The sequence below is a fragment of the Kitasatospora sp. NPDC043950 genome, assembly GCF_056435345.1.
The window spans coordinates 83,370-100,745 of sequence record NZ_JBWKER010000020.1; the positions used below are offsets into that span (position 1 = coordinate 83,370).

A 17,376-nucleotide genomic window follows, 5' to 3' on the forward strand; every position below is an offset into this window, starting at 1 on the left:
GGGAGTCGGGGAGACGCGGTCCGGCGGTCTCAGGTCCGTGGACGGCGGTGCAGGGCGAGCAGGACCACGGCCGTCGCCGCGACCAGGGCGGCCATGGCGATACCCGCCCGGGTGCCGGTGGTGGCGCGGTCGCCGGCCAGCGCGGCGGCGCCGGCCAGGGCCGGGCCGAGGGCGAAGCCCAGGCTGCGGGCCAGTTGGACGGCGGAGCCCGCGGTGGCGAGCTTCCCGGGGGGCGAGGCGGTCATCACCAGGGCCTGGGTGGGGCCGCCGTTGAGGCCCATCCCGACACCGGCCAGGGCGAGCCGCCAGGCGACGTCGGCGGCGGACCAGCCGGTGTCCAGCGGGACGAGCAGCGCCAGGCCGAGGGTGGTGACGGCGGCGCCGGCGAGCGCGGTCGGGCGGGCGCCCCAGCGGTCGGCCAGCCGCCCGCCGACCCGGCCGGCCAGCACCATGCCGAGCGGGAAGGCCAGCATGGTGAGCGCGGTGGCGGTGGCGCTCTCGCCACCCGGGCCGCGCAGGTGCTGGGCGAGCAGGTAGTGGCAGGCCGCGAAGCCGGCGGCGAGGGCCAGCACCGACGCGTTGACCCCGACGGTTCCGGCGGCCCGCAGCACCTCGGCGACCGGCCTGCCCCCGGGGCGGCGCAGCCAGACCAGCACCAGAGGGGCGGCGGGCAGCGCCAGCAGCAGCCACAGCGGCGCCTCCGGGGCCAGGGTCAGTGCGAGCAGCACGGCGGCGACGGCCGCGCCTATCAGGGCGGCGTCGCCGAGTGATGCCCGGTCGGGCGGGCGCAGGCGGCCCCGCCGCGGGGCGTACCGGCGCACGATCAGCACGGCGGCCAGACAGACCGGCAGCTTGATCAGGAAGACCGCCCGCCAGCCGAAGTGGTCCAGCAGCAGGCCGCCGATGACCGGCCCGGTGACGGCGCCGAGCGGGCCGAGCGTCGCCGGGACGCTCATCGCCCGTCCGCGGGACTCGGGGCGGACGGAGGCGGCGGCCAGCACAGGCATCAGGACGAACAGCACCGCGCCGAAGGCGCCCTGGAGCAGCCGGGCGGCGATCAGCCAGCCCGCCCAGGGGGCGAGGGAGGCCAGCACGCTGCACGCGGCGAAGCAGCTGACGGCGAGCAGCAGCGCCGAGCGGGTGCCCACCTGGTCCAGCCAGCGCCCGGCGGGCAGGAGGAGCGCCACCAGAGGGAGTTGGTAGCCGAGGGTGGCCCACTGGGCGACCCCGGCGGACACGTGCAGGCTGGCCGAGATATCGGTGAGGGCCAGGTTGACCACGTTCATGTCGAGCATCGCGACGAACGAGAGCAGCCCGGCGGCCACGACCAGGATCCACCGGTCCGCCGCATCGGAATGACGGTCCGTCAGTGTGGCGGCGGCCAGTGGCTGTTGCGCTGCCATGGAGTCCCTCCGTTGCCCGGCTGCTGTCCCGGACACCGCCTCGGCGGCGGGGTCCGGTACAGCAGTCGGAGGCGCGGGGGCTCCAGTTCCGAACATGTGGGGGAATTTTCGGATGGGCCGACGGATGGGCGGGCGGGGGTGGCGGGCGACGGACAGATGGCAACCGACAACTAACAGATAACAGATTTCGAAATCTGTTATCTGTTAGTTGTCATCTGTTGCTGCCACCTGCCGTCCGTCCGCTCAGCAGGCCGCTGCGAGTTCCCCGCCCTCGGCCGCGCGGAGCCGGGCTATCAGCTCCTCCCGGGCGCGGGCGACTCGGGAGCGTACGGTGCCGATCGGGCAACCGGCGACCTCGGCCGCCTCGGCGTAGCTCAGGCCGACCACCTGGGTGAGCACGAAGGCCTCCCGCCGCTGGGCGGGCACCCGGTCGAGCAGGTCCCCGAGCGCGACGCCGTCCTCGAACCCGGCCGCCGGTTCGGCCCCCTGCCGCTCCGCCGCCTCCTGCCAGTCCGGCAGCGCCGCGCAGCGCGGTCGGGCGGCGGCCGTCCGGTACCGGTCGATCACCGTGCGCCGGGCGATCGACAGCAGCCAGGTGCGGGCCGAGGAGCGGCCGGCGAACGCGGGCAGGCCGCGCAGCGCGCGCAGGAAGGTCTCCTGTGCGAGGTCGTCGGCGGACTGGACGTCGGTGAGGTGGGCGACGAACCGCCAGACGTCCCGCTGGGTGGCACGGACGAAGGCCTCGACGTCCGGGGCCCGGCCCGCGCGGGCGGTCAGCGCGAGCGCGGTGAGCTGCTCGTCATCCACGGCGGCCTCCCACCCGGCCGGTCCCACCGCGAGGGCAGTGCGGGACGATGGTCGTATGAGATGCGCGCAGTTCCGTACCGCCCTGTCGGCCCGGCTCGACGGCGAACCGACCGGACTGCCGGATGGCCGGCTGGACGGGCACGTCGCGCGCTGCGCCGGCTGCCGGGCGTGGCTGGAGCGGGCCGAGCAACTGCGCGGCCGCGTCCGGGTGAGCGCCGCCGCCGGTCCGTCGGAGGAGTGGTCGGCCCGCTTGCTGGACGGGCTCGGCGTGAGGGGGCTCGGCGTGAGGGGGCTCGGGGGCGGTCAGGCCCCGGACGGGCCGGAGGCCGTGGAGCGGTAGGACGGTGGCGCCGGCCCAAGCCGGTGCGCCGTCGTAGTCAGGCATGCGAAGGTCCTGAGGGGAGGGCTGGGAGCGGCGCCACCCGAGGCGGCGCCGCCGGCGGTCCATGGGACTTCCGCGCTGCCCACGGCGCCTCCACGGAGGAGACGGTGGGCGGGCGCGGGTCCGGGCCCTGGCGGCACGGCGGCGAAGGCACGGCCGAGCGGCAGGGCGACCTGCCCGTCGAGTGAACCCCGTGGGCCCTGCGGTCCCCGGCGGCGGTGGGCTGCCGGGGGCGGTGGGCAGAGGAGTGGGGGCGGCGGGCGCGTCAGCAGGCGAGGGCGAGCGCCGGCGGGCCGCGCCGGACCACGGCATGGGTGAGCAGCACCGACCGGGATGGCCGGGTCCGGCCGCCGGTGGGCCGGGGCGCAGTCGGCGGGCGGTAGCCGAAGGGGCGCGCGAACAGCGCCAGCAGCGGGAGCACCAGCACTCCCGCGACCACGGTGCCGAGCGCGCCGAGCAGGTCGAAGAGCCGGACCAGCGCGGCGTCACCGCGCCACAGCAGCAGCGCGCAGGCCAGCGCGGCGAGCGCGTGGGCGGCGATCATCCCGAGGGACATCCCGTGCGCCATCCCGTGCGCCATCCCGTGTGTCGTCCCGGAGGGCATCCCTGCCATCCCGGCCACGTCCAGCGCCGTCCCATCAGCCGAAGCCGAAGCAGACGCGGAGACCGACACGGAGACCGACGCGGACGTGGGTACCGATACCGATACCGGGGCGGAAACCACACCCGCCGCCGCCGTCCCGTGGTGCATGCCAGCCATGGCGTGCAGGCCGTTGGCGGCGGGCGGGACGTCCGGGTCGAGGCCCGCCATCCGGGCCAGCTCGACGGGGGAGAGCCCGCCGGGGATCCGCTCGGGGTTGCAGAGCAGCAGCGAGGCCCAGTCCGTGGTGGCGAGCCGGCCGAGACCGCCGCCTCCCCGGCCGAGCGCCGCGGCCTGTTCGAACAGCAGGTGCAGCGCGCTCTGCGCCGCGACCATCCAGGCGCTGATCGCGCCGAGCCCGCGCCGCCTGCCGGCGAGCAGCCAGGTCAGACCGAGGACGGCCCCGAACGCGCCGGCCAGCACCGGCGGTGAGACCCCGGCTCCGGCCATGGCGACGTGCGCCGCGGCGGCCAGCGCCACGCACAGCGCGGCGAAGACCACGGCGCGCAGCAGGCGGATCCGGTCGGTCATCACGATGGCACTCATCGTCGCACCCGTCCCGCCCGGCCCGGACCGCACCCTCCGGTATTGGCCGGTTCCACCCCGTGAGACCATGCCCGGCCCCGTGCCGCCGCGCGTCGAGACACCCGGTCCGGCCGCCGCACCAACCCGTTCGTACGACCATCGACGCGGTTTGACATCGCCCTCCGCTTGCTCACTAAATGTGCACACCCCGGCACCGATGGTGGCCGCCGGGCGGACCCCGAACGCGAAGCAGGAGGCCCGGCCATGGAGACCTCGACCGGCTTGGCGGCCCCCGCCGCCGACCTCGCCGACCCCCGCTTCTGGCAGCTGCCCGCCCCCGCCCGCGCGGTCGCCTTCGCCGAACTGCGCCGACTCCCCGCGCCGGTGTTCTTCGGAGATCCCGCCACCGGTCGGGGCTTCCACGCGCTGGTCCGCCACGCCGACGTGGTCGAGGCCAGCCGCACCCCCGCGGTGTTCCTCAGCGGCCCCGGCGTCACCACCCCGGAACCGCCCCGCTGGGTCCGGCTGGTGTTCGGCGACTCGATGGTCAACCTCGACGACCCCCGGCACGCCCAGCTGCGCAGGATCGTCTCGCGAGCCTTCACCCCCCGGCTGCTCGGCCAGGTAGAGGAGGACATCCGCCGCGTCGCCACCCGCCTGGTCGACGACGTCGAGCGGCGGCGGCCGGAGGACTTCGTCACCTCCGTGGCCGCCGAGCTCCCCTTCCAGGTGATCTGCACCATGATGGGGATCCCGGAACACCCGCGCCGAATGATCCTGGACCAGGTCAACCACGCTTCCGAGAACATCGGCGTGGCCCGCCCGCTGCGCCGCCGGATCCGGATGCCCGGGCGCGGGCTGCTGGCACTGGCCCGCATGCAGGGCATGGTCGCCTCGATCGGCCGTGAGCGCCGCCGCAGGCCCACCGAGGACCTGATCTCCGCCCTGGTCACCGCCGACGTGGACGGCCGTCGGCTCACCGGACGTGAACTCGGCGCGTTCTTCTCCCTGCTGCTGGTGGCCGGCGTGGAGACCACCCGCAACGCGCTCGCCCACGGCCTGCACCTGCTGACCGCGCACCCGGAGCAGCGCGCCCTGCTGCTCGCGGACCTCGACGGGGGGCTCGGCGGTGCGGTCGACGAGATCATCCGCCACGCCACGCCGATCATCCACTTCCGCCGGACCCTCGCCGTCGACCACGAGCTCGGCGGCCCCGGGGGCCCGCTGCTGCACGCGGGAGAGAAGGTCGCACTGTTCTTCGGCTCGGCCAACCGGGACGAGACGGTCTTCCCCGACCCGGACGCGTTCGACATCACCCGCACGCCCAACCCCCACCTCGGCTTCGGCGGCGGAGGGCCGCACTACTGCATCGGGGCGCACCTGGCACGGCAGGAGATGAAGGTGCTGTTCCGCGAGCTGTTCGCCCGGCTGCCCGAGGTGCGGTCGGTCGGCGAGCCGGACATCGTTCCGTCCAACTTCGACCACCGGGTCCGGTCGCTGCGCTTCACGTTCTGAACCGTCCGAGCCCTCCGAGCCCTCCGAACCCTCCAGCCCTCCGAGCCCTCCGAACCCTCCAGCCCTCCGAGCCCCCGTTCGCGCCCTACCCGCCGATCGGCAGCCCCCGGTCGGCCTTCACCTGCTTCATCGTCAGATGGGAGTTGACCTGCGCGATCCCCGGCAGGCCGGAGAGCACGTCGGTGATGAAGCGCTCGTACGAGGCGATGTCGGCCACCGCGATGCGCAGCAGGTAGTCGGGTTCCCCGAAGAGGCGGTGCGCCTCCACCACTTCCGGCAGCTCCGCCACCCGGCGTTCGAACTCGGCGACCGTCACCTGATCCTCGTGACGCATGGTGATCGTGACGAAGGGTTGGAAGCCGCGTCCGACCGCCGTGCCGTCCAGGAGCGCGCGGTAGCCGCGAATCACGCCGTCCTGCTCCAGTTGTCGGACCCGGCGCAGGCAGGGGGAGGGGGTGAGGTCCACCCGGGCGGCCAGGTCGGCGTTGGTCAGGCGGCCGTCCTGCTGGAGCTCGCGGAGGATTCTGCGGTCGATTCGGTCCATGGCGCAATATTCTGCCAAAACGCGGGCCGGGCGAGCAGGAAGTGGCCATCGTGTGCCAGGGCTATCCGGCTACCTTCAGTGACCGAACGCACCGGACAGGTGCCGCGAGGATCACCGGACCAACGGCCGGGACCCGCCCGAACGAGCACGACAGGTCACCGCCACCCATGGACACCCACGCCCTCCTCCTCTTCCTCGGAGTCGACCTGCTGCTGGTCTGCACACCGGGGCCCGACTGGCTCTACATCGCCGCCCGGGGCCTCGGCCAGGGCCGGCGCGCCGCCTTCACCGCGGTCGGCGGCGTCTGCGCCGGCTACGCCGTCCACACCCTGCTCTCCAGCGCCGGCCTGGCCGCCGCGCTGCGTGCCGTCCCCGCCGCCCTGCCCGTCCTGCGCCTCACCGGCGCCGCGTACCTGCTGGTGCTGGCCGTCACCATGCTGCTCGCGCTGCGCAAGGGCGGGGGCGCCACGGCCCTCACCGAGCCCAAGCCGCAGCCCACCGCGACCGTGCTGCGCCAGAGCATGCTGACCGCCCTGCTCAACCCCAAGGGGCTGCTGCTCTACCTCTCCCTGGTGCCGCAGTTCGTCGAGCCGGGCGCCGCGCTGCCGGTCGGCGGGCAGGTGCTCGCCCTCGGCTCGCTCAACGTGCTGGCCTGCGCCGTCGTGTACGGGCTGGTCGCGCACGCCAGCGGACGCCTGGGCGGACGGCTCGGCGGCACCCCGCGCGCGGCGCGCCGGATGACCCTCGTCTCGGCGGTGCTGCTGATGCTGGTGGCGGGCGTCACGGCGAGCGCCTGAGAACGGGAGCACAATGCCGGGCATGACAGAGCGTCCGACCTTCCCCGGCACCCGGCCCGCCGATCAGCCCGCCTCCACCGATCAGGCCGTGCCCGCCGATCAGCCCGCCTCCACCGATCAGGCCGTGCCCACCGAACAGCCCGCCCCCGGCGGGGAACCCACGGACCGGCCCACCGCCGAACTCTGGACCGCCCTCGGCGGATCGGCCGACCTGCTGGGGCGGGTCTCCTTCCACGGCCCCGGCGACGTCCTGCCCTCCGGCCTGCCGGTGCGCCGGCTCGCCCGGGCCACCGTGGCCGCCTGCTCGCTGGCCGCCGCCGAACTCGCCGCCCACCGCGCCGGCGGCCCGGTCCCCGCTGTCCGGGTGGACCAGGGCGCCGTCGCCACCGCCTTCGTCAGCGAACGCCACCTGACCGTCGACGGTCGCACGCCCGTCAGCTTCGCCCCGCACTCCGGCTTCTGGCGCACCGCCGACGGCTGGGTCCGCACCCACGCCAACTACCCGCACCACCGCACCCGACTGCTCGCCGCCCTCGACCTGCCCGCCGACGCCGGGCCCGAACAACTCGCCGAGCTGCTGGGCGGACTGCCGGCGGGGCAGGTCCAGGGGCGGGCGTTCGAAGCGGGGGCGCTCGCCGTCGCCGTCGCGCCGGCGAGTGCCACCATGCACCCCCTGGTGGAGAGCCGGGTGACCGGCACCGCGCCCGTCCGCCCGCTCGGCGACGCCGGCCCGGAGCGGCCCGCCGCCGGGATCCGCGTCCTCGACCTCACCCGGGTCATCGCCGGACCGGTCGCCACCCGCACCCTCGCCCTGCTGGGCGCCGACGTCCTGCGCGTCGACCCGCCCCAGCTCCCCGAGGCCGACGACGCCCACGCCGACACCGGCTTCGGCAAGCGCTCCACCCGCCTCGACCTCGCCGATCCCGCCGACCGAGCCGTCTTCGACGGCCTGCTCGCCACCGCCGACGTCCTCGTCACCGGCTACCGCCCCGGCGCCCTCGACGAGCACGGCCTCGCCCCCGACGCACTGTCGGCCCGCCACCCCGGCCTGATCGTCGCGCAGCTCTGCGCCTGGGGCTGGACCGGCCCCTGGGCCGGCCGGCGCGGCTTCGACAGCCTCGTCCAGGCCGGCGTCGGCATCGCCGCCCACGAGGCCGGCCCCGACGGCCGCCCCGGCGTACTGCCCGCCCAGGCCCTCGACCACGGCACCGGCTACCTCGTCGCCGCCGCCGTCCTGCGCGCCCTCACCGAGCAGCGCACCGGTCGGCCCGGCGGCCGCCACCTGCGGTTCTCCCTCGCCGGTACGGCCTCGTGGCTGCTGCACGGCATCCCGCCCGAGGCGCCCGCCCCTGCTACCCCGGCGGACGGCGCTCCGGACACCGGGGCGTACGACCCGGCCCGGTGGCTCGCCGAGACCGACTCCGCCTACGGACGGCTGCGCCACGCCCTGCCGCCCATCGCCTACACCGGCGCGCCCACCGACTGGTCCCGCCCGCCGGGGCGCTGGGGGACGGACGCGCCGGTCTGGCTCTGAGGACGCCGCGCAACCGCCGCCCCGGCCGGCGGTGTCACAGGCAGCTGGCAGCATCGGCGCATGACTGCACACGCCACCGACTACACCTGGTTCGAGCAGCGCTACCCCATCCCCGGGGCGGCCCACTGCCTGACGCTGGTCGAGGGGATCACCGCCGACGAACTGCTGCGCCGCTTCGGCGCCCTGCCCGGTCGGGAGGTCACCGGCCTGGACGCCGTGGTCGCCGCCTGGGAGACCTTCGACGACGGGGAGGACGAGGAGGCGGAGGCCCGGATCGAGCCGGAGGATGACCGGCTGCTCGTCGCCGTCACCGAACTCGACGGGTGGGCCGTCGTCGTCGAGGTCTTCGGCTACCTCGGCAGCCTGCCCGACGTCATCCGCCGCCTCGCCGACGGCACCCGGCTGGTCTCGCACTTCCGGAACGCCGTCGCGGTGGACCACTTCAACTGGTGGGAGCAGGGCAGCTGCCGGCTCCAGTTCGAGCCGCTGTTCCCCACCCAGCGGCACGGTTCGGACGCCGACGCCCCCGGTGTCCCCGCGCTGCTGACGGCCTGCGGCTTCCAGCTCGACGGGGAGGGTCATGACCTGCACACCGAGGCCGCGTTCGCGCTGGCCGAGCGGCTGACGGACGTCCGGCTCACGCCGGAACGGCTGGAGGCCGCCACGTTCCGGATCGGCTACGCGCCGACGCGCTAGCTGCGGAGTGAGGCCCGTGAAGTCAGGCCCGTGAAGTCAGGTCGTGAAGTCAGACCCCCGCCGGGATCTGCTTGGCCCGGCCTCGCATCTGGAGGGCCGTCACGATCTCGATCAGCCCGAGGATCAGTAGCCAGCAGCCGGCCAGGACGGTCAACGCGGCGATCGAACCGACCGGCCAGACCAGCAGCAGCACACCGGCCACCGTGTTGGCCGCTCCTGCGAAGGCCTGCCAGCCACGGGCCGGCATCTCCGGGTCGGAGACCGCGGCGGCGAGCTGGGTGATGCCCCGGAACAGCCAGCCGATGCCGATCCAGATCGCCAGCAGGACCAGCGACTGCGCCGCGCTGCGGAAGCAGAGCAGCCCCAGCAGGACGCAGATCGCCCCGCTGATGAAGGCCAGCACCCGCAGTGCGGTGGACGCGTGGGTGCCGAACGCGGCGACCAGCTGCACGATGCCGATGACCAGCAGGTAGAGGCCGAACAGCACGCCCACCACCAGCAGGGTCTCCCTCGGCCAGACGAAGACGACGATTCCGAGGGCCAGCGAGACGATTCCGGCGAGCAGCAGGACCTGCCAGGCGGCCTTGGCGAGCTGGCCGAGCGGACCCTGGACCGGGGAACCGTCGGGGGTGATGATCGGGGAAACCACGGTGGTGTACTCCTCGGGGCCGGGGACGGGCAGGGGTCGAACCCCAGACTGGCCGGGCCACCGCCGACCGGCGCGTCGGGTGCGGCCGTTCGGGGGACGGAGACAGGAGAGACAGGAGAGGGAAGAGAGGAGGCGGAGGGGGATGGAAGGGGGACGGGAGGGGAAGCACGGAGGAGACGAATGTTCGATGGAGCGGCTCCGGTGGCCTTCCGGTCGCCGGAACGACACCGTCCGGCCGCCTGCCGTCGATATCATCCGGCGGTATGACTTCTGAAGGGTGGGGGACCCGTTCGGTCGAGCCGGTCAGTCAGCACTACATCGTCTGCGGGGGCAACGCACTCGCCCACCGGCTGGTCCTGGAACTCGTCGAGCACTACGAGGTCCCGGTCGTCGTCCTGGTCGCCGATCGCACCCGCGACCACGCGCCGCAGATCGAGCAACTCCCCGGCGTCGCCGCCGTCGTCGAGTCCGCCAGCATCACCGACGAGGCGCTGCGCGAGGTGTCGATCGACACCGCCCGCGGCCTCGCCCTCGTCGAGGGCAGCGACCAGGACAACATCCACGCCGCGCTCAGCGCCCAAGGCCACAACCCGGACATCCGGATCGTGCTCCGGATGTTCAACCAGCGCCTCGGCGAGAACATCGAACGGCTGCTCAGGAACGGCGCCGCGCTCTCCGGTTCCGCCACCGCCGCACCCGCCTTCGCCGCGGCGGCGCTCGGGCGGCCCAACTCGGTCGAGATCGGCGGACGCTTCCTGCACATCGCCTTCGACGACGCCATCACCTCCGACCGGATCTGCGTGGTCGCCGACCACATCGACCGCCAGGACCTCAGCAGGATCCGCCTGCTGCCCGAACAGCGCGGCGACTCGGCCGACTTCGTCCGGCTCGCCAGCGAGTTCGGCGACGACGGGCCGGTGCGCCCCGGTGGCGTCCGCCGCGACGCGGAACCGGAGCCGGTGCCCGAGGAGGAGCCGGTGCCCGAGGAGGAGCCGGGCGGCGTGGCCGCCCTCCAAGCGCTGCGCATCGAACCCAGGGAACCGATCAGCTGGGCGCGGCGGGCGCGCTGGCGGCTGCTCGACATGATGCGCTTCTTCACCAGCGCCCGGATGCGGCTGGTGCTGCTCACCGCCCTCGCCGCAGTGCTGATGGCCTTCGGCGTGCTCTGGTACCTGAACCGGAACTTCGGCTGGACCCTCTACATCTCGCTGCTCGACCTCGCGGGCGCCGCCCAGCCCGACCAACTCGCCGACATCGCCGCCGGGACCGGGACGGGCGGGCTGTGGCAGCGGGTGGCACAGGTGGTGATCACCATCTGCGGGATCACCTTCGCCCCGGTCGCCACCGCCATCGCGGTCGAGGTGCTCGGCTCCGGGCGGCGCGGGCAGCCCCGCAACCCCGGGGCCGGCACCCGGGACCACGTGATCGTCGTCGGCCTCGGCAACGTCGGCACCCGGGTCGCGGCCCAGCTGCACGAACTGGGTGTGCCGGTGGTCTGCATGGAGCGCGACCCGCAGGCCCGGGGCATCGCCGCCGCCCGGGCGCTCGGCATCCCGGTGGTCCTGGGCGACGGCCCGTTCGAGGAGCAGTTGCGCCGCGCCCGGTTGAAGCACAGTCGGGCGCTGGTCGCGGTCAGCGGCGACGACGCCACCAACCTGGAGGCGGCCCTGGAGGCGCGCCACGGGAATCCCGAAGTCCGCGTGGTGGTGCGGCTGTTCGATGACAACTTCGCCGGGCACTTCTACGCGACGCTGGACAACGCGGCCTCGCGCTCGGTCTCGTACCTGGCCGCACCCGCCTTCGCCGCCGCCCTGATGGGGCGCGAGGTGCGCGGGATGCTGTCGGTGTTCCGGCACGTGCTGCTGATCGCCGAGTTGACGGTCGAGGACGGCAGCGGGCTGATCGGGATGAACCGGCACGACCTGGAGGACCCGGGCGGCGTCCGGGTGATCGCCGTCCGGTTCGCCCGCAGCGCGCAGTTGCAGTGGAACTTCCCCGACCGCACCCGGCGCCTCACCCCCGGCGACCAGATCGTGGTCGCCGCCACCCGTAGCGGGCTCGCCCGGCTCAACACCGCGCTGGTGGACGAGGTGTGATGGCGGCTGACGGGTAACAGCCGACAGATAACAGCTGACAGATTTCAGATGACGAAATCTGTCAGCTGTTATCTGTTGCTTGTCGGCTGTTACCCGTCAGCTGTCAGTCGTGAGCGGCCAGGTCACCGGTTGGTGAAGGACGGCGGGCGCTTCTCGGCGAACGCCGCCATGCCCTCCTTCTGGTCCGCCGTAGCGAACGCCGCGTGGAACAGCCGGCGCTCGAAACGGACGCCCTCGGCGAGGGTCGTCTCGAAGGCGCGGTTGACGCTTTCCTTCAGCATGACCGCCGCCGGGGTGGACATCGCCGCGACGGTCTCGGCCACCGTCAGGGCCTCGGCCAGCAGCTGGTCCGCCGGGACGATCCGGGAGACCAGGCCGGCCCGCTCGGCCTCCTCGGCGCCCATCATCCGGCCGGTCAGGCACAGTTCCATCGCCTTCGCCTTGCCGACCGCCCGGGTCAGCCGCTGCGAGCCGCCGATGCCGGGGATCACGCCGAGCTTGATCTCCGGCTGCCCGAACTTCGCGGTGTCCGCCGCCAGCAGGATGTCGCACAGCATCGCCAGCTCGCAGCCGCCGCCCAGCGCGAACCCGGCCACCGCCGCCACCACCGGCTTGCGCAGCGCGCCGAGCCGGTCCCAGGGGCCCAGCCAGTCGTCCAGGTAGACGTCCGGGAACCGGTTGCCCTGCATCTCCTTGATGTCGGCGCCGGCCGCGAACGCCTTCTCCGAGCCGGTGATCACCAGACAGCCGATCTCCGGGTCCCGGTCGAAGGCGGTGGCGGCCGCGACCACCTCGTTCATCAGCTGGGTGTTCAGAGCGTTGAGCGCCTTCGGTCGGTTGAGCGTGATCAGCCCCACCCGGCCCTTGCGCTCGACCAGGATCGTCTCGTAGGTCTCGGTCTCGGTCATCGCCGTTGACTCCCATTCCGCTGCTCGGCGCCGCGCGGGCGCGCCCTGACCATCCAACGATCTACGACGCGCCCCGCCTCGCGCCAGTCTTGGTATGCGAGACGGTCGTCACGGGCCCGGCTCCCCGCTGCGGAGCCGGGGCCCAGGGCTCCGGACACGGGCCGCCAGGGGTCAGAAGCGGACCCCGTAGCGCTCGGCCGCCTGCCGGACGGTCTCCGCCTTGACCTCACCCCGGCGCGCCAGCGCGGCCAGCGCCGCCACCGCGACCGACTGGGCGTCCACGCCGAAGTGCCGGCGCGCCGCGTCCCGGCTGTCGGAGAGGCCGAAGCCGTCCGTGCCCAGCGACGTCCAGTCCTGCTCCACCCACGGGCGGATCTGGTCCGGCACCGCGCGCATCCAGTCGCTGACCGCCAGCACCGGCCCGGGCGCCCCTGCCAGTGCCCGCGTCACGTAGGGGACGCACGCCGCCGCGCCCGTACCGGCCGCAGCCTGTGTCAGGTTGGCCGCGTCGCAGTCCAGTGCCTCCCGGCGCAGCTCCGTCCAGGAGGGTGCCGACCAGACGTCCGCCGCCACGCCCCAGTCCTCGCCGAGCAGTTGCTGGGCGGCGAGTGCCCAGCGAACGGCGGTGCCCGAGGCGAGCAGTTGGAGCCGCGGCGCGTCGCCGTCCGGGGAGGGCTCCGCCGGGCGGTAGCGGTACAGCCCGCGCAGGATGCCGTCGGTGATGTCAGTGACATCGGTGACGTCGGTGACATCCGCGCCGGTCGGCAGCGGCGGCTGTGGCAGCGGCTCGTTGTAGACGGTCAGGTAGTAGAACACGTCCTCGCCGTACGGGTGTCGGGGGCTGCTGCCGTACATCCGGCGCAGGCCCTCGCGGACGATCACCGCGACCTCGTACCCGAAGGCGGGGTCGTAGGACAGTGCCGCCGGGTTGGTGGAGGCGATCAACTGCGAGTGTCCGTCGGCATGTTGAAGGCCCTCGCCGGTCATCGTGGTGCGTCCGGCGGTGGCGCCGATCAGGAAGCCCCGGCCCAACTGGTCGGCCAGGGCCCACATCTGGTCGGCAGTGCGCTGCCAGCCGAACATCGAGTAGAAGATGTAGAACGGGATCACCGGCTCGCCGTGGGTGGCGTAAGCGGTCGCGGCGGCGGTCAGCGAGGCCATCGAACCGGCCTCCGTGATGCCCTCGTTGAGGATCTGGCCGGTCGCCGACTCCTTGTAGTGGAGCAGTTGGTCGCGGTCGACCGGGTCGTAGGTCTGCCCCAGCGGCGAGTAGATGCCGGCGCTCGGGAAGAGCGACTCCATGCCGAAGGTGCGTGCCTCGTCCGGGACGATCGGCACCCAGCGGTGGCCGGTGGCCTTGTCCCGCATCAGGTCCTTGACCAGTCGGACGAACGCCATGGTGGTCGCGATCTCCTGCGTGCCGGAGCCCTTGATCAGCGTCTCGAAGGGCTTCGCGGGCAGCTCGGGCAGCGGGGTGAAGCGCACCCGGCGGGCGGGCGCGGGGCCGCCCAGCGCGGCGCGCCGCTCCCGGAGGTAGCGGGCCTCCGGGGAGTCCGGGCCCGGGTGCGCGTACGGGACCAGCTCGCCGGTCAAGGCGCTGTCCGGAATGGGGAGTTCGAGCAGGTCGCGCATCGCCCGGAACTCGGCCCCGGAGAGCTTCTTCATCTGGTGGTTGGCGTTGCGGGCCTCGAAGCCGGGGCCGAGCGTCCAGCCCTTGACCGTCTGCACCAGTACCACCGTGGGGGCGCCCCGGTGCTCCAGCGCCGCCCGGTAGGCGGCGTACACCTTGCGCGGTTCGTGTCCGGCCCGGGAGGTCGCGACGATCTCCAACAGCCGCTGGTCGTCCACGGTTTCGGCGATCGCCCGGAGTTCGGGCGCGGCCTGGAACAGGTGCTCGCGGACGTAGTGGGCGTCCGAGGCGGCGTAGGTCTGGAACTGTCCGTCCGGCACCGCGCCGAGCCGGCGCACCAGCGCGCCCGTGGTGTCGCGGGCCAGGAGGTCGTCCCAGGCCTCGCCCCACAGTGACTTGACGACGTTCCAGCCGGCGGCGCGGAACTGGCGCTCCAGCTCCTGGACGATCTTTCCGTTTCCGCGTACCGGTCCGTCCAGGCGCTGGAGGTTGCAGTTGACCACGAAGGTGAGGTTGTCCAGCCCCTCGCGGGCGGCCAGGGCGAGCGCGGCGGTCGACTCCGGCTCGTCCATCTCCCCGTCGCCGAGGAACGCCCACACGTGCGAGCCGGAGGTGTCCTTGATGCCGCGCGCGGTCAGGTACCGGTTGAACCGGGCCTGGTGGATGGCCGACAGCGGTCCGAGGCCCATGGACACGGTCGGGAACTCCCAGAACCACGGCAGCCGGCGCGGGTGCGGGTACGAGGGCAGGCCGTCGCCGCCGGCCTCCTGCCGGAAGCGGTCCAACTGGGCCTCGCCGATGCGCCCTTCGAGGAAGGCGCGGGCGTAGACGCCGGGCGCGGCGTGGCCCTGGACGTACAGCTGGTCGCCGGAGCCGTCGGCCTCCTTGCCGCGGAAGAAGTGCTGGAAGCCGACCTCGTACAGCCAGGCGGCGGACGCGTACGTGGCCATGTGCCCGCCGAGGCCGCCGCGGTGGTTGCCCCTGGTCACCATGGCGGCGGCGTTCCAGCGGTTCCAGGCGGTGATCCGGCGCTCCATCGCCTCGTCGCCGGGGAACTCGGGCTCGGCGCCGGTCGGGATGGTGTTGACGTACGGGGTGTCCAGGAGCGGCGGGACGTCGAGCCGGCGCAGTTCGGCGTGTTCGACGAGGCGGCGCAGCAGGTGGGCGGCGCGGTGCGCTCCGCCGAAGTCGCGGGCGGCGTCCAGGGAGGCGCGCCACTCCGCCACCTCTTCGGGGTCGTGGTCGGGAAGCTGGTCGAGCTGGGACACGGATGGTTCCCCTTTGCCGGTGCTTCAGAGTGCCGATTCCGGGATGCGGAATGACATTTCTCTCCATGGAAGGTCTCTATGGACGGTAGGGAGTGATCCGGCGGCGCGTCAACCGCTACTGGAGGGTAGTGTGAGTGATGATCGATCATCTTTATGCGAACTATGATCCCGGGCCAGGACCCCGCCCGGATCCGCTCAGGCGGAGCGGTCGGCGTACTCCAGGACGTGTTCCGCCAGCAGCCGCCCGACTTCCGGATCCCGCCGCCGGAAGGCCTCGATCAGCGGAGCGTGGTCGGCCGCGTTCTCGTGCAGCTCCGGGCGGACCCGGTGCAGCGACAGCACCGTCCACACCTCCACGCCCAGCCCCTCCCAGGTCCGCAGCAGTGCCCCGTTGCCGGCGGCGGCCACGATCTCGCGGTGGAAGGCCACGCCGTGCCGGGCCTGCCCGAGCGCGTCACCCGCCCCGGCCGCCGCCGCCATCCGTTCCGCGTGCCGCTCCAGGGCGGCGGTGTCCCCGGCCAGGCGGATGACCGCCGACTCGGCGGCCAGCCGCTCCAGTGCGGCCCGCACCTGGTAGACCTCGCGCAGTTCGGCCGGGCTGATCTCGCGCACCCGCACGCCCCGGTTGGGCTCGGCGTCGAGCAGCCCGAGCGACTGCAGCGAGCGCAGCGCCTCGCGCACCGGCGCCTGGCTGACGTTCAACTCGGCGGCCAGGCGTCGTTCCACGATCCGGTCGCCGGGCTGCCAGCGCCCGTTCAGCAGGCCCTCCAGCAGTAGTCCGCGCACCTGCTCGCCGAGCGGCACCCGGGACAGCGGGTCGGCGTCCCCGGTAGGCGGCGGAGGGCTCGGGCGGGTCATGCGGGCTCCTTGATCGTGGTTCATGACGCGTGGTTCATGACGCGTGGCGGTGCGGGGCCGGCGCCGCCGCCCGGTCAGGCCAGGCCCAACTCGTCGCCCACGCGAGGGGCGAGGAAGCGGGCGACGTCTGCCTCCCCGACCTCGGCGAGCGTCGCCGGGGACCAGCGCGGGGTGCGGTCCTTGTCGATCACCTGGGCGCGGATGCCCTCGACCAGGTCATGCCCGCCCAGCGCGGCGCAGGAGACGCGGTACTCCTGGTCGAGCACGGCCTCCAGGGAGGGGAGCGTGCGGGCCCGGCGCAGCGCGGCGAGGGTCACCGTGACGGCCGTGGGGGAGTTGCCGAGGACCAGCTCCGCGGCCTCCTTCGCCTCCGCCACACCGGAGTTCAGCAGTCGTTCGACGATCTCCGCGACGCTGTCGGCCGCGTAGCAGGCGTCGATCCAGCCGCGCTGCTCCGCGAGCGGGGCCCGCGGAGCGGGCTCGGCGTGCGCGGCGACGACGGCGGCCGGGTCGGGGCTCTCGGCCAGGGCGTCGAGCAGCGCCGCGATCCGCGCCGAGGGGACGAAGTGGTCCGCGAACCCGCACAGCAGCGCGTCACCGGGGCCCATCGAGGCCGAGGTGAGGCCGAGGTGGGTGCCCAACTCGCCCGGGGCGAGCGCGAGCAGCCGGCTGCCGCCGACGTCCGGGACCAGCCCGATCCGGGTCTCGGGCATGGCGACGGTGGAACGTTCGGTGAAGATCCGGACCGCGCCGTGGGCGGACAGGCCGATGCCGCCGCCCATGGTGATGCCGTCCATCACCGCGACGTACGGCTTCGGGTAGTGGGCGATCAGCGCGTTCAGCCGGTACTCGTCGCGGAAGAAGGCCCGGGTGCCGGCCCCGCCGGCCTTGACGTCGTCGTGCAGTGCGCGGAGGTCGGCCCCGGCGCAGAGGCCGCGCTCGCCGGCGCCGGTCAGGACGACGGTGCGCACCCGGTCGTCCGCGGCCCACTCGGCCAGCGTCGCGTGGACGGTGGTGATCATGCCGTGGGTCAGCGAGTTGAGCGCCCGCGGTCGGTTCAGCACGATCCGTCCGGCCCCGCCGTCCAGGGAGACCTGGACCTCCGCCACCTCTGCGCTCATCGG

Annotated in this window: 15 protein-coding genes; 6 read left to right on the forward strand and 9 right to left on the reverse strand. The window is 73.8% G+C overall.

The window, feature by feature from the left end; genetic code table 11:
* Nucleotides 1-29: 29 nt before the first annotated feature.
* Together AC07BF_RS15840 and AC07BF_RS15845 are read right to left on the reverse strand one after the other, a co-directional pair.
* Nucleotides 30-1,403, reverse strand: a complete 1,374-nt coding sequence (locus AC07BF_RS15840) for an MFS transporter (RefSeq protein ID WP_478333480.1) — start codon at nt 1,401-1,403, stop codon at nt 30-32.
* 243 nt (nt 1,404-1,646) lie between these two features.
* Nucleotides 1,647-2,210 carry a sigma-70 family RNA polymerase sigma factor gene (locus tag AC07BF_RS15845; RefSeq protein WP_363579536.1) on the reverse strand — a complete coding sequence of 188 codons (564 nt, stop codon included), beginning with the start codon at nt 2,208-2,210 and terminating at the stop codon, nt 1,647-1,649.
* A 55-nt stretch (nt 2,211-2,265) separates the two neighbouring features.
* Between AC07BF_RS15845 and AC07BF_RS15850 the strand changes: the two genes are divergently transcribed.
* Entirely contained in the window at nt 2,266-2,550 is a 285-nt protein-coding gene (locus AC07BF_RS15850; RefSeq protein ID WP_478317848.1) for a zf-HC2 domain-containing protein, read from the forward strand.
* Nucleotides 2,551-2,857: 307 nt separating this feature from the next.
* Here the strand turns inward: AC07BF_RS15850 and AC07BF_RS15855 are convergent, their stop codons facing one another.
* Nucleotides 2,858-3,778, reverse strand: a complete 921-nt coding sequence (locus tag AC07BF_RS15855) for a hypothetical protein (RefSeq protein WP_478333481.1) — start codon at nt 3,776-3,778, stop codon at nt 2,858-2,860.
* 243 nt (nt 3,779-4,021) lie between these two features.
* On the opposite strand from AC07BF_RS15855, the gene AC07BF_RS15860 reads away from it, so the two are divergent.
* The gene (locus tag AC07BF_RS15860; protein WP_478317850.1) at nt 4,022-5,272 is read left to right on the forward strand and encodes a cytochrome P450; all 1,251 of its coding nucleotides are present in this window, start codon (nt 4,022-4,024) and stop codon (nt 5,270-5,272) included.
* 85 nt (nt 5,273-5,357) lie between these two features.
* Here AC07BF_RS15860 and AC07BF_RS15865 read toward each other — a convergent pair whose 3' ends face one another.
* Nucleotides 5,358-5,816 (reverse strand): Lrp/AsnC family transcriptional regulator, encoded by a 459-nt coding sequence (locus AC07BF_RS15865; RefSeq protein ID WP_400843622.1) that lies wholly within the window; start codon nt 5,814-5,816, stop codon nt 5,358-5,360.
* Nucleotides 5,817-5,983: 167 nt separating this feature from the next.
* Here AC07BF_RS15865 and AC07BF_RS15870 point away from each other — a divergent pair, with 167 nt between their 5' ends.
* The 3 genes from AC07BF_RS15870 to AC07BF_RS15880 are packed head-to-tail and all read left to right on the forward strand — an operon-like array spanning nt 5,984 to nt 8,843.
* Nucleotides 5,984-6,613 carry a LysE family translocator gene (locus AC07BF_RS15870; protein ID WP_363579528.1) on the forward strand — a complete coding sequence of 210 codons (630 nt, stop codon included), beginning with the start codon at nt 5,984-5,986 and terminating at the stop codon, nt 6,611-6,613.
* A gap of 22 nt (nt 6,614-6,635) precedes the next feature.
* Nucleotides 6,636-8,147, forward strand: a complete 1,512-nt coding sequence (locus AC07BF_RS15875) for a CoA transferase (RefSeq protein ID WP_478333482.1) — start codon at nt 6,636-6,638, stop codon at nt 8,145-8,147.
* 60 nt (nt 8,148-8,207) lie between these two features.
* Nucleotides 8,208-8,843 carry a DUF6461 domain-containing protein gene (locus AC07BF_RS15880; protein ID WP_063349874.1) on the forward strand — a complete coding sequence of 212 codons (636 nt, stop codon included), beginning with the start codon at nt 8,208-8,210 and terminating at the stop codon, nt 8,841-8,843.
* Between the two features lie 49 nt (nt 8,844-8,892).
* Here the strand turns inward: AC07BF_RS15880 and AC07BF_RS15885 are convergent, their stop codons facing one another.
* Nucleotides 8,893-9,492, reverse strand: a complete 600-nt coding sequence (locus AC07BF_RS15885; protein WP_363579522.1) for an HdeD family acid-resistance protein — start codon at nt 9,490-9,492, stop codon at nt 8,893-8,895.
* Nucleotides 9,493-9,755: 263 nt separating this feature from the next.
* Here AC07BF_RS15885 and AC07BF_RS15890 point away from each other — a divergent pair, with 263 nt between their 5' ends.
* Nucleotides 9,756-11,588, forward strand: coding sequence for an NAD-binding protein (locus AC07BF_RS15890; protein ID WP_478333483.1), 1,833 nt, complete (start codon nt 9,756-9,758; stop codon nt 11,586-11,588).
* A 122-nt stretch (nt 11,589-11,710) separates the two neighbouring features.
* Here the strand turns inward: AC07BF_RS15890 and AC07BF_RS15895 are convergent, their stop codons facing one another.
* From AC07BF_RS15895 to AC07BF_RS15910, 4 genes are all read right to left on the reverse strand, one after another.
* Nucleotides 11,711-12,496: an enoyl-CoA hydratase gene (locus tag AC07BF_RS15895; protein ID WP_063349877.1), complete on the reverse strand. Its 786-nt coding sequence runs from the start codon at nt 12,494-12,496 to the stop codon at nt 11,711-11,713.
* Between the two features lie 171 nt (nt 12,497-12,667).
* The gene (aceE, locus tag AC07BF_RS15900; protein ID WP_478333484.1) at nt 12,668-15,394 is read right to left on the reverse strand and encodes a pyruvate dehydrogenase (acetyl-transferring), homodimeric type; all 2,727 of its coding nucleotides are present in this window, start codon (nt 15,392-15,394) and stop codon (nt 12,668-12,670) included.
* 195 nt (nt 15,395-15,589) lie between these two features.
* Nucleotides 15,590-16,252: a GntR family transcriptional regulator gene (locus AC07BF_RS15905; protein WP_478333485.1), complete on the reverse strand. Its 663-nt coding sequence runs from the start codon at nt 16,250-16,252 to the stop codon at nt 15,590-15,592.
* A 74-nt stretch (nt 16,253-16,326) separates the two neighbouring features.
* A complete protein-coding gene (locus tag AC07BF_RS15910) occupies nt 16,327-17,373 on the reverse strand; it encodes an enoyl-CoA hydratase/isomerase family protein (RefSeq protein ID WP_478333486.1) in 1,047 nt (348 codons plus the stop codon).
* Between the last annotated feature and the right edge of the window lie 3 nt (nt 17,374-17,376).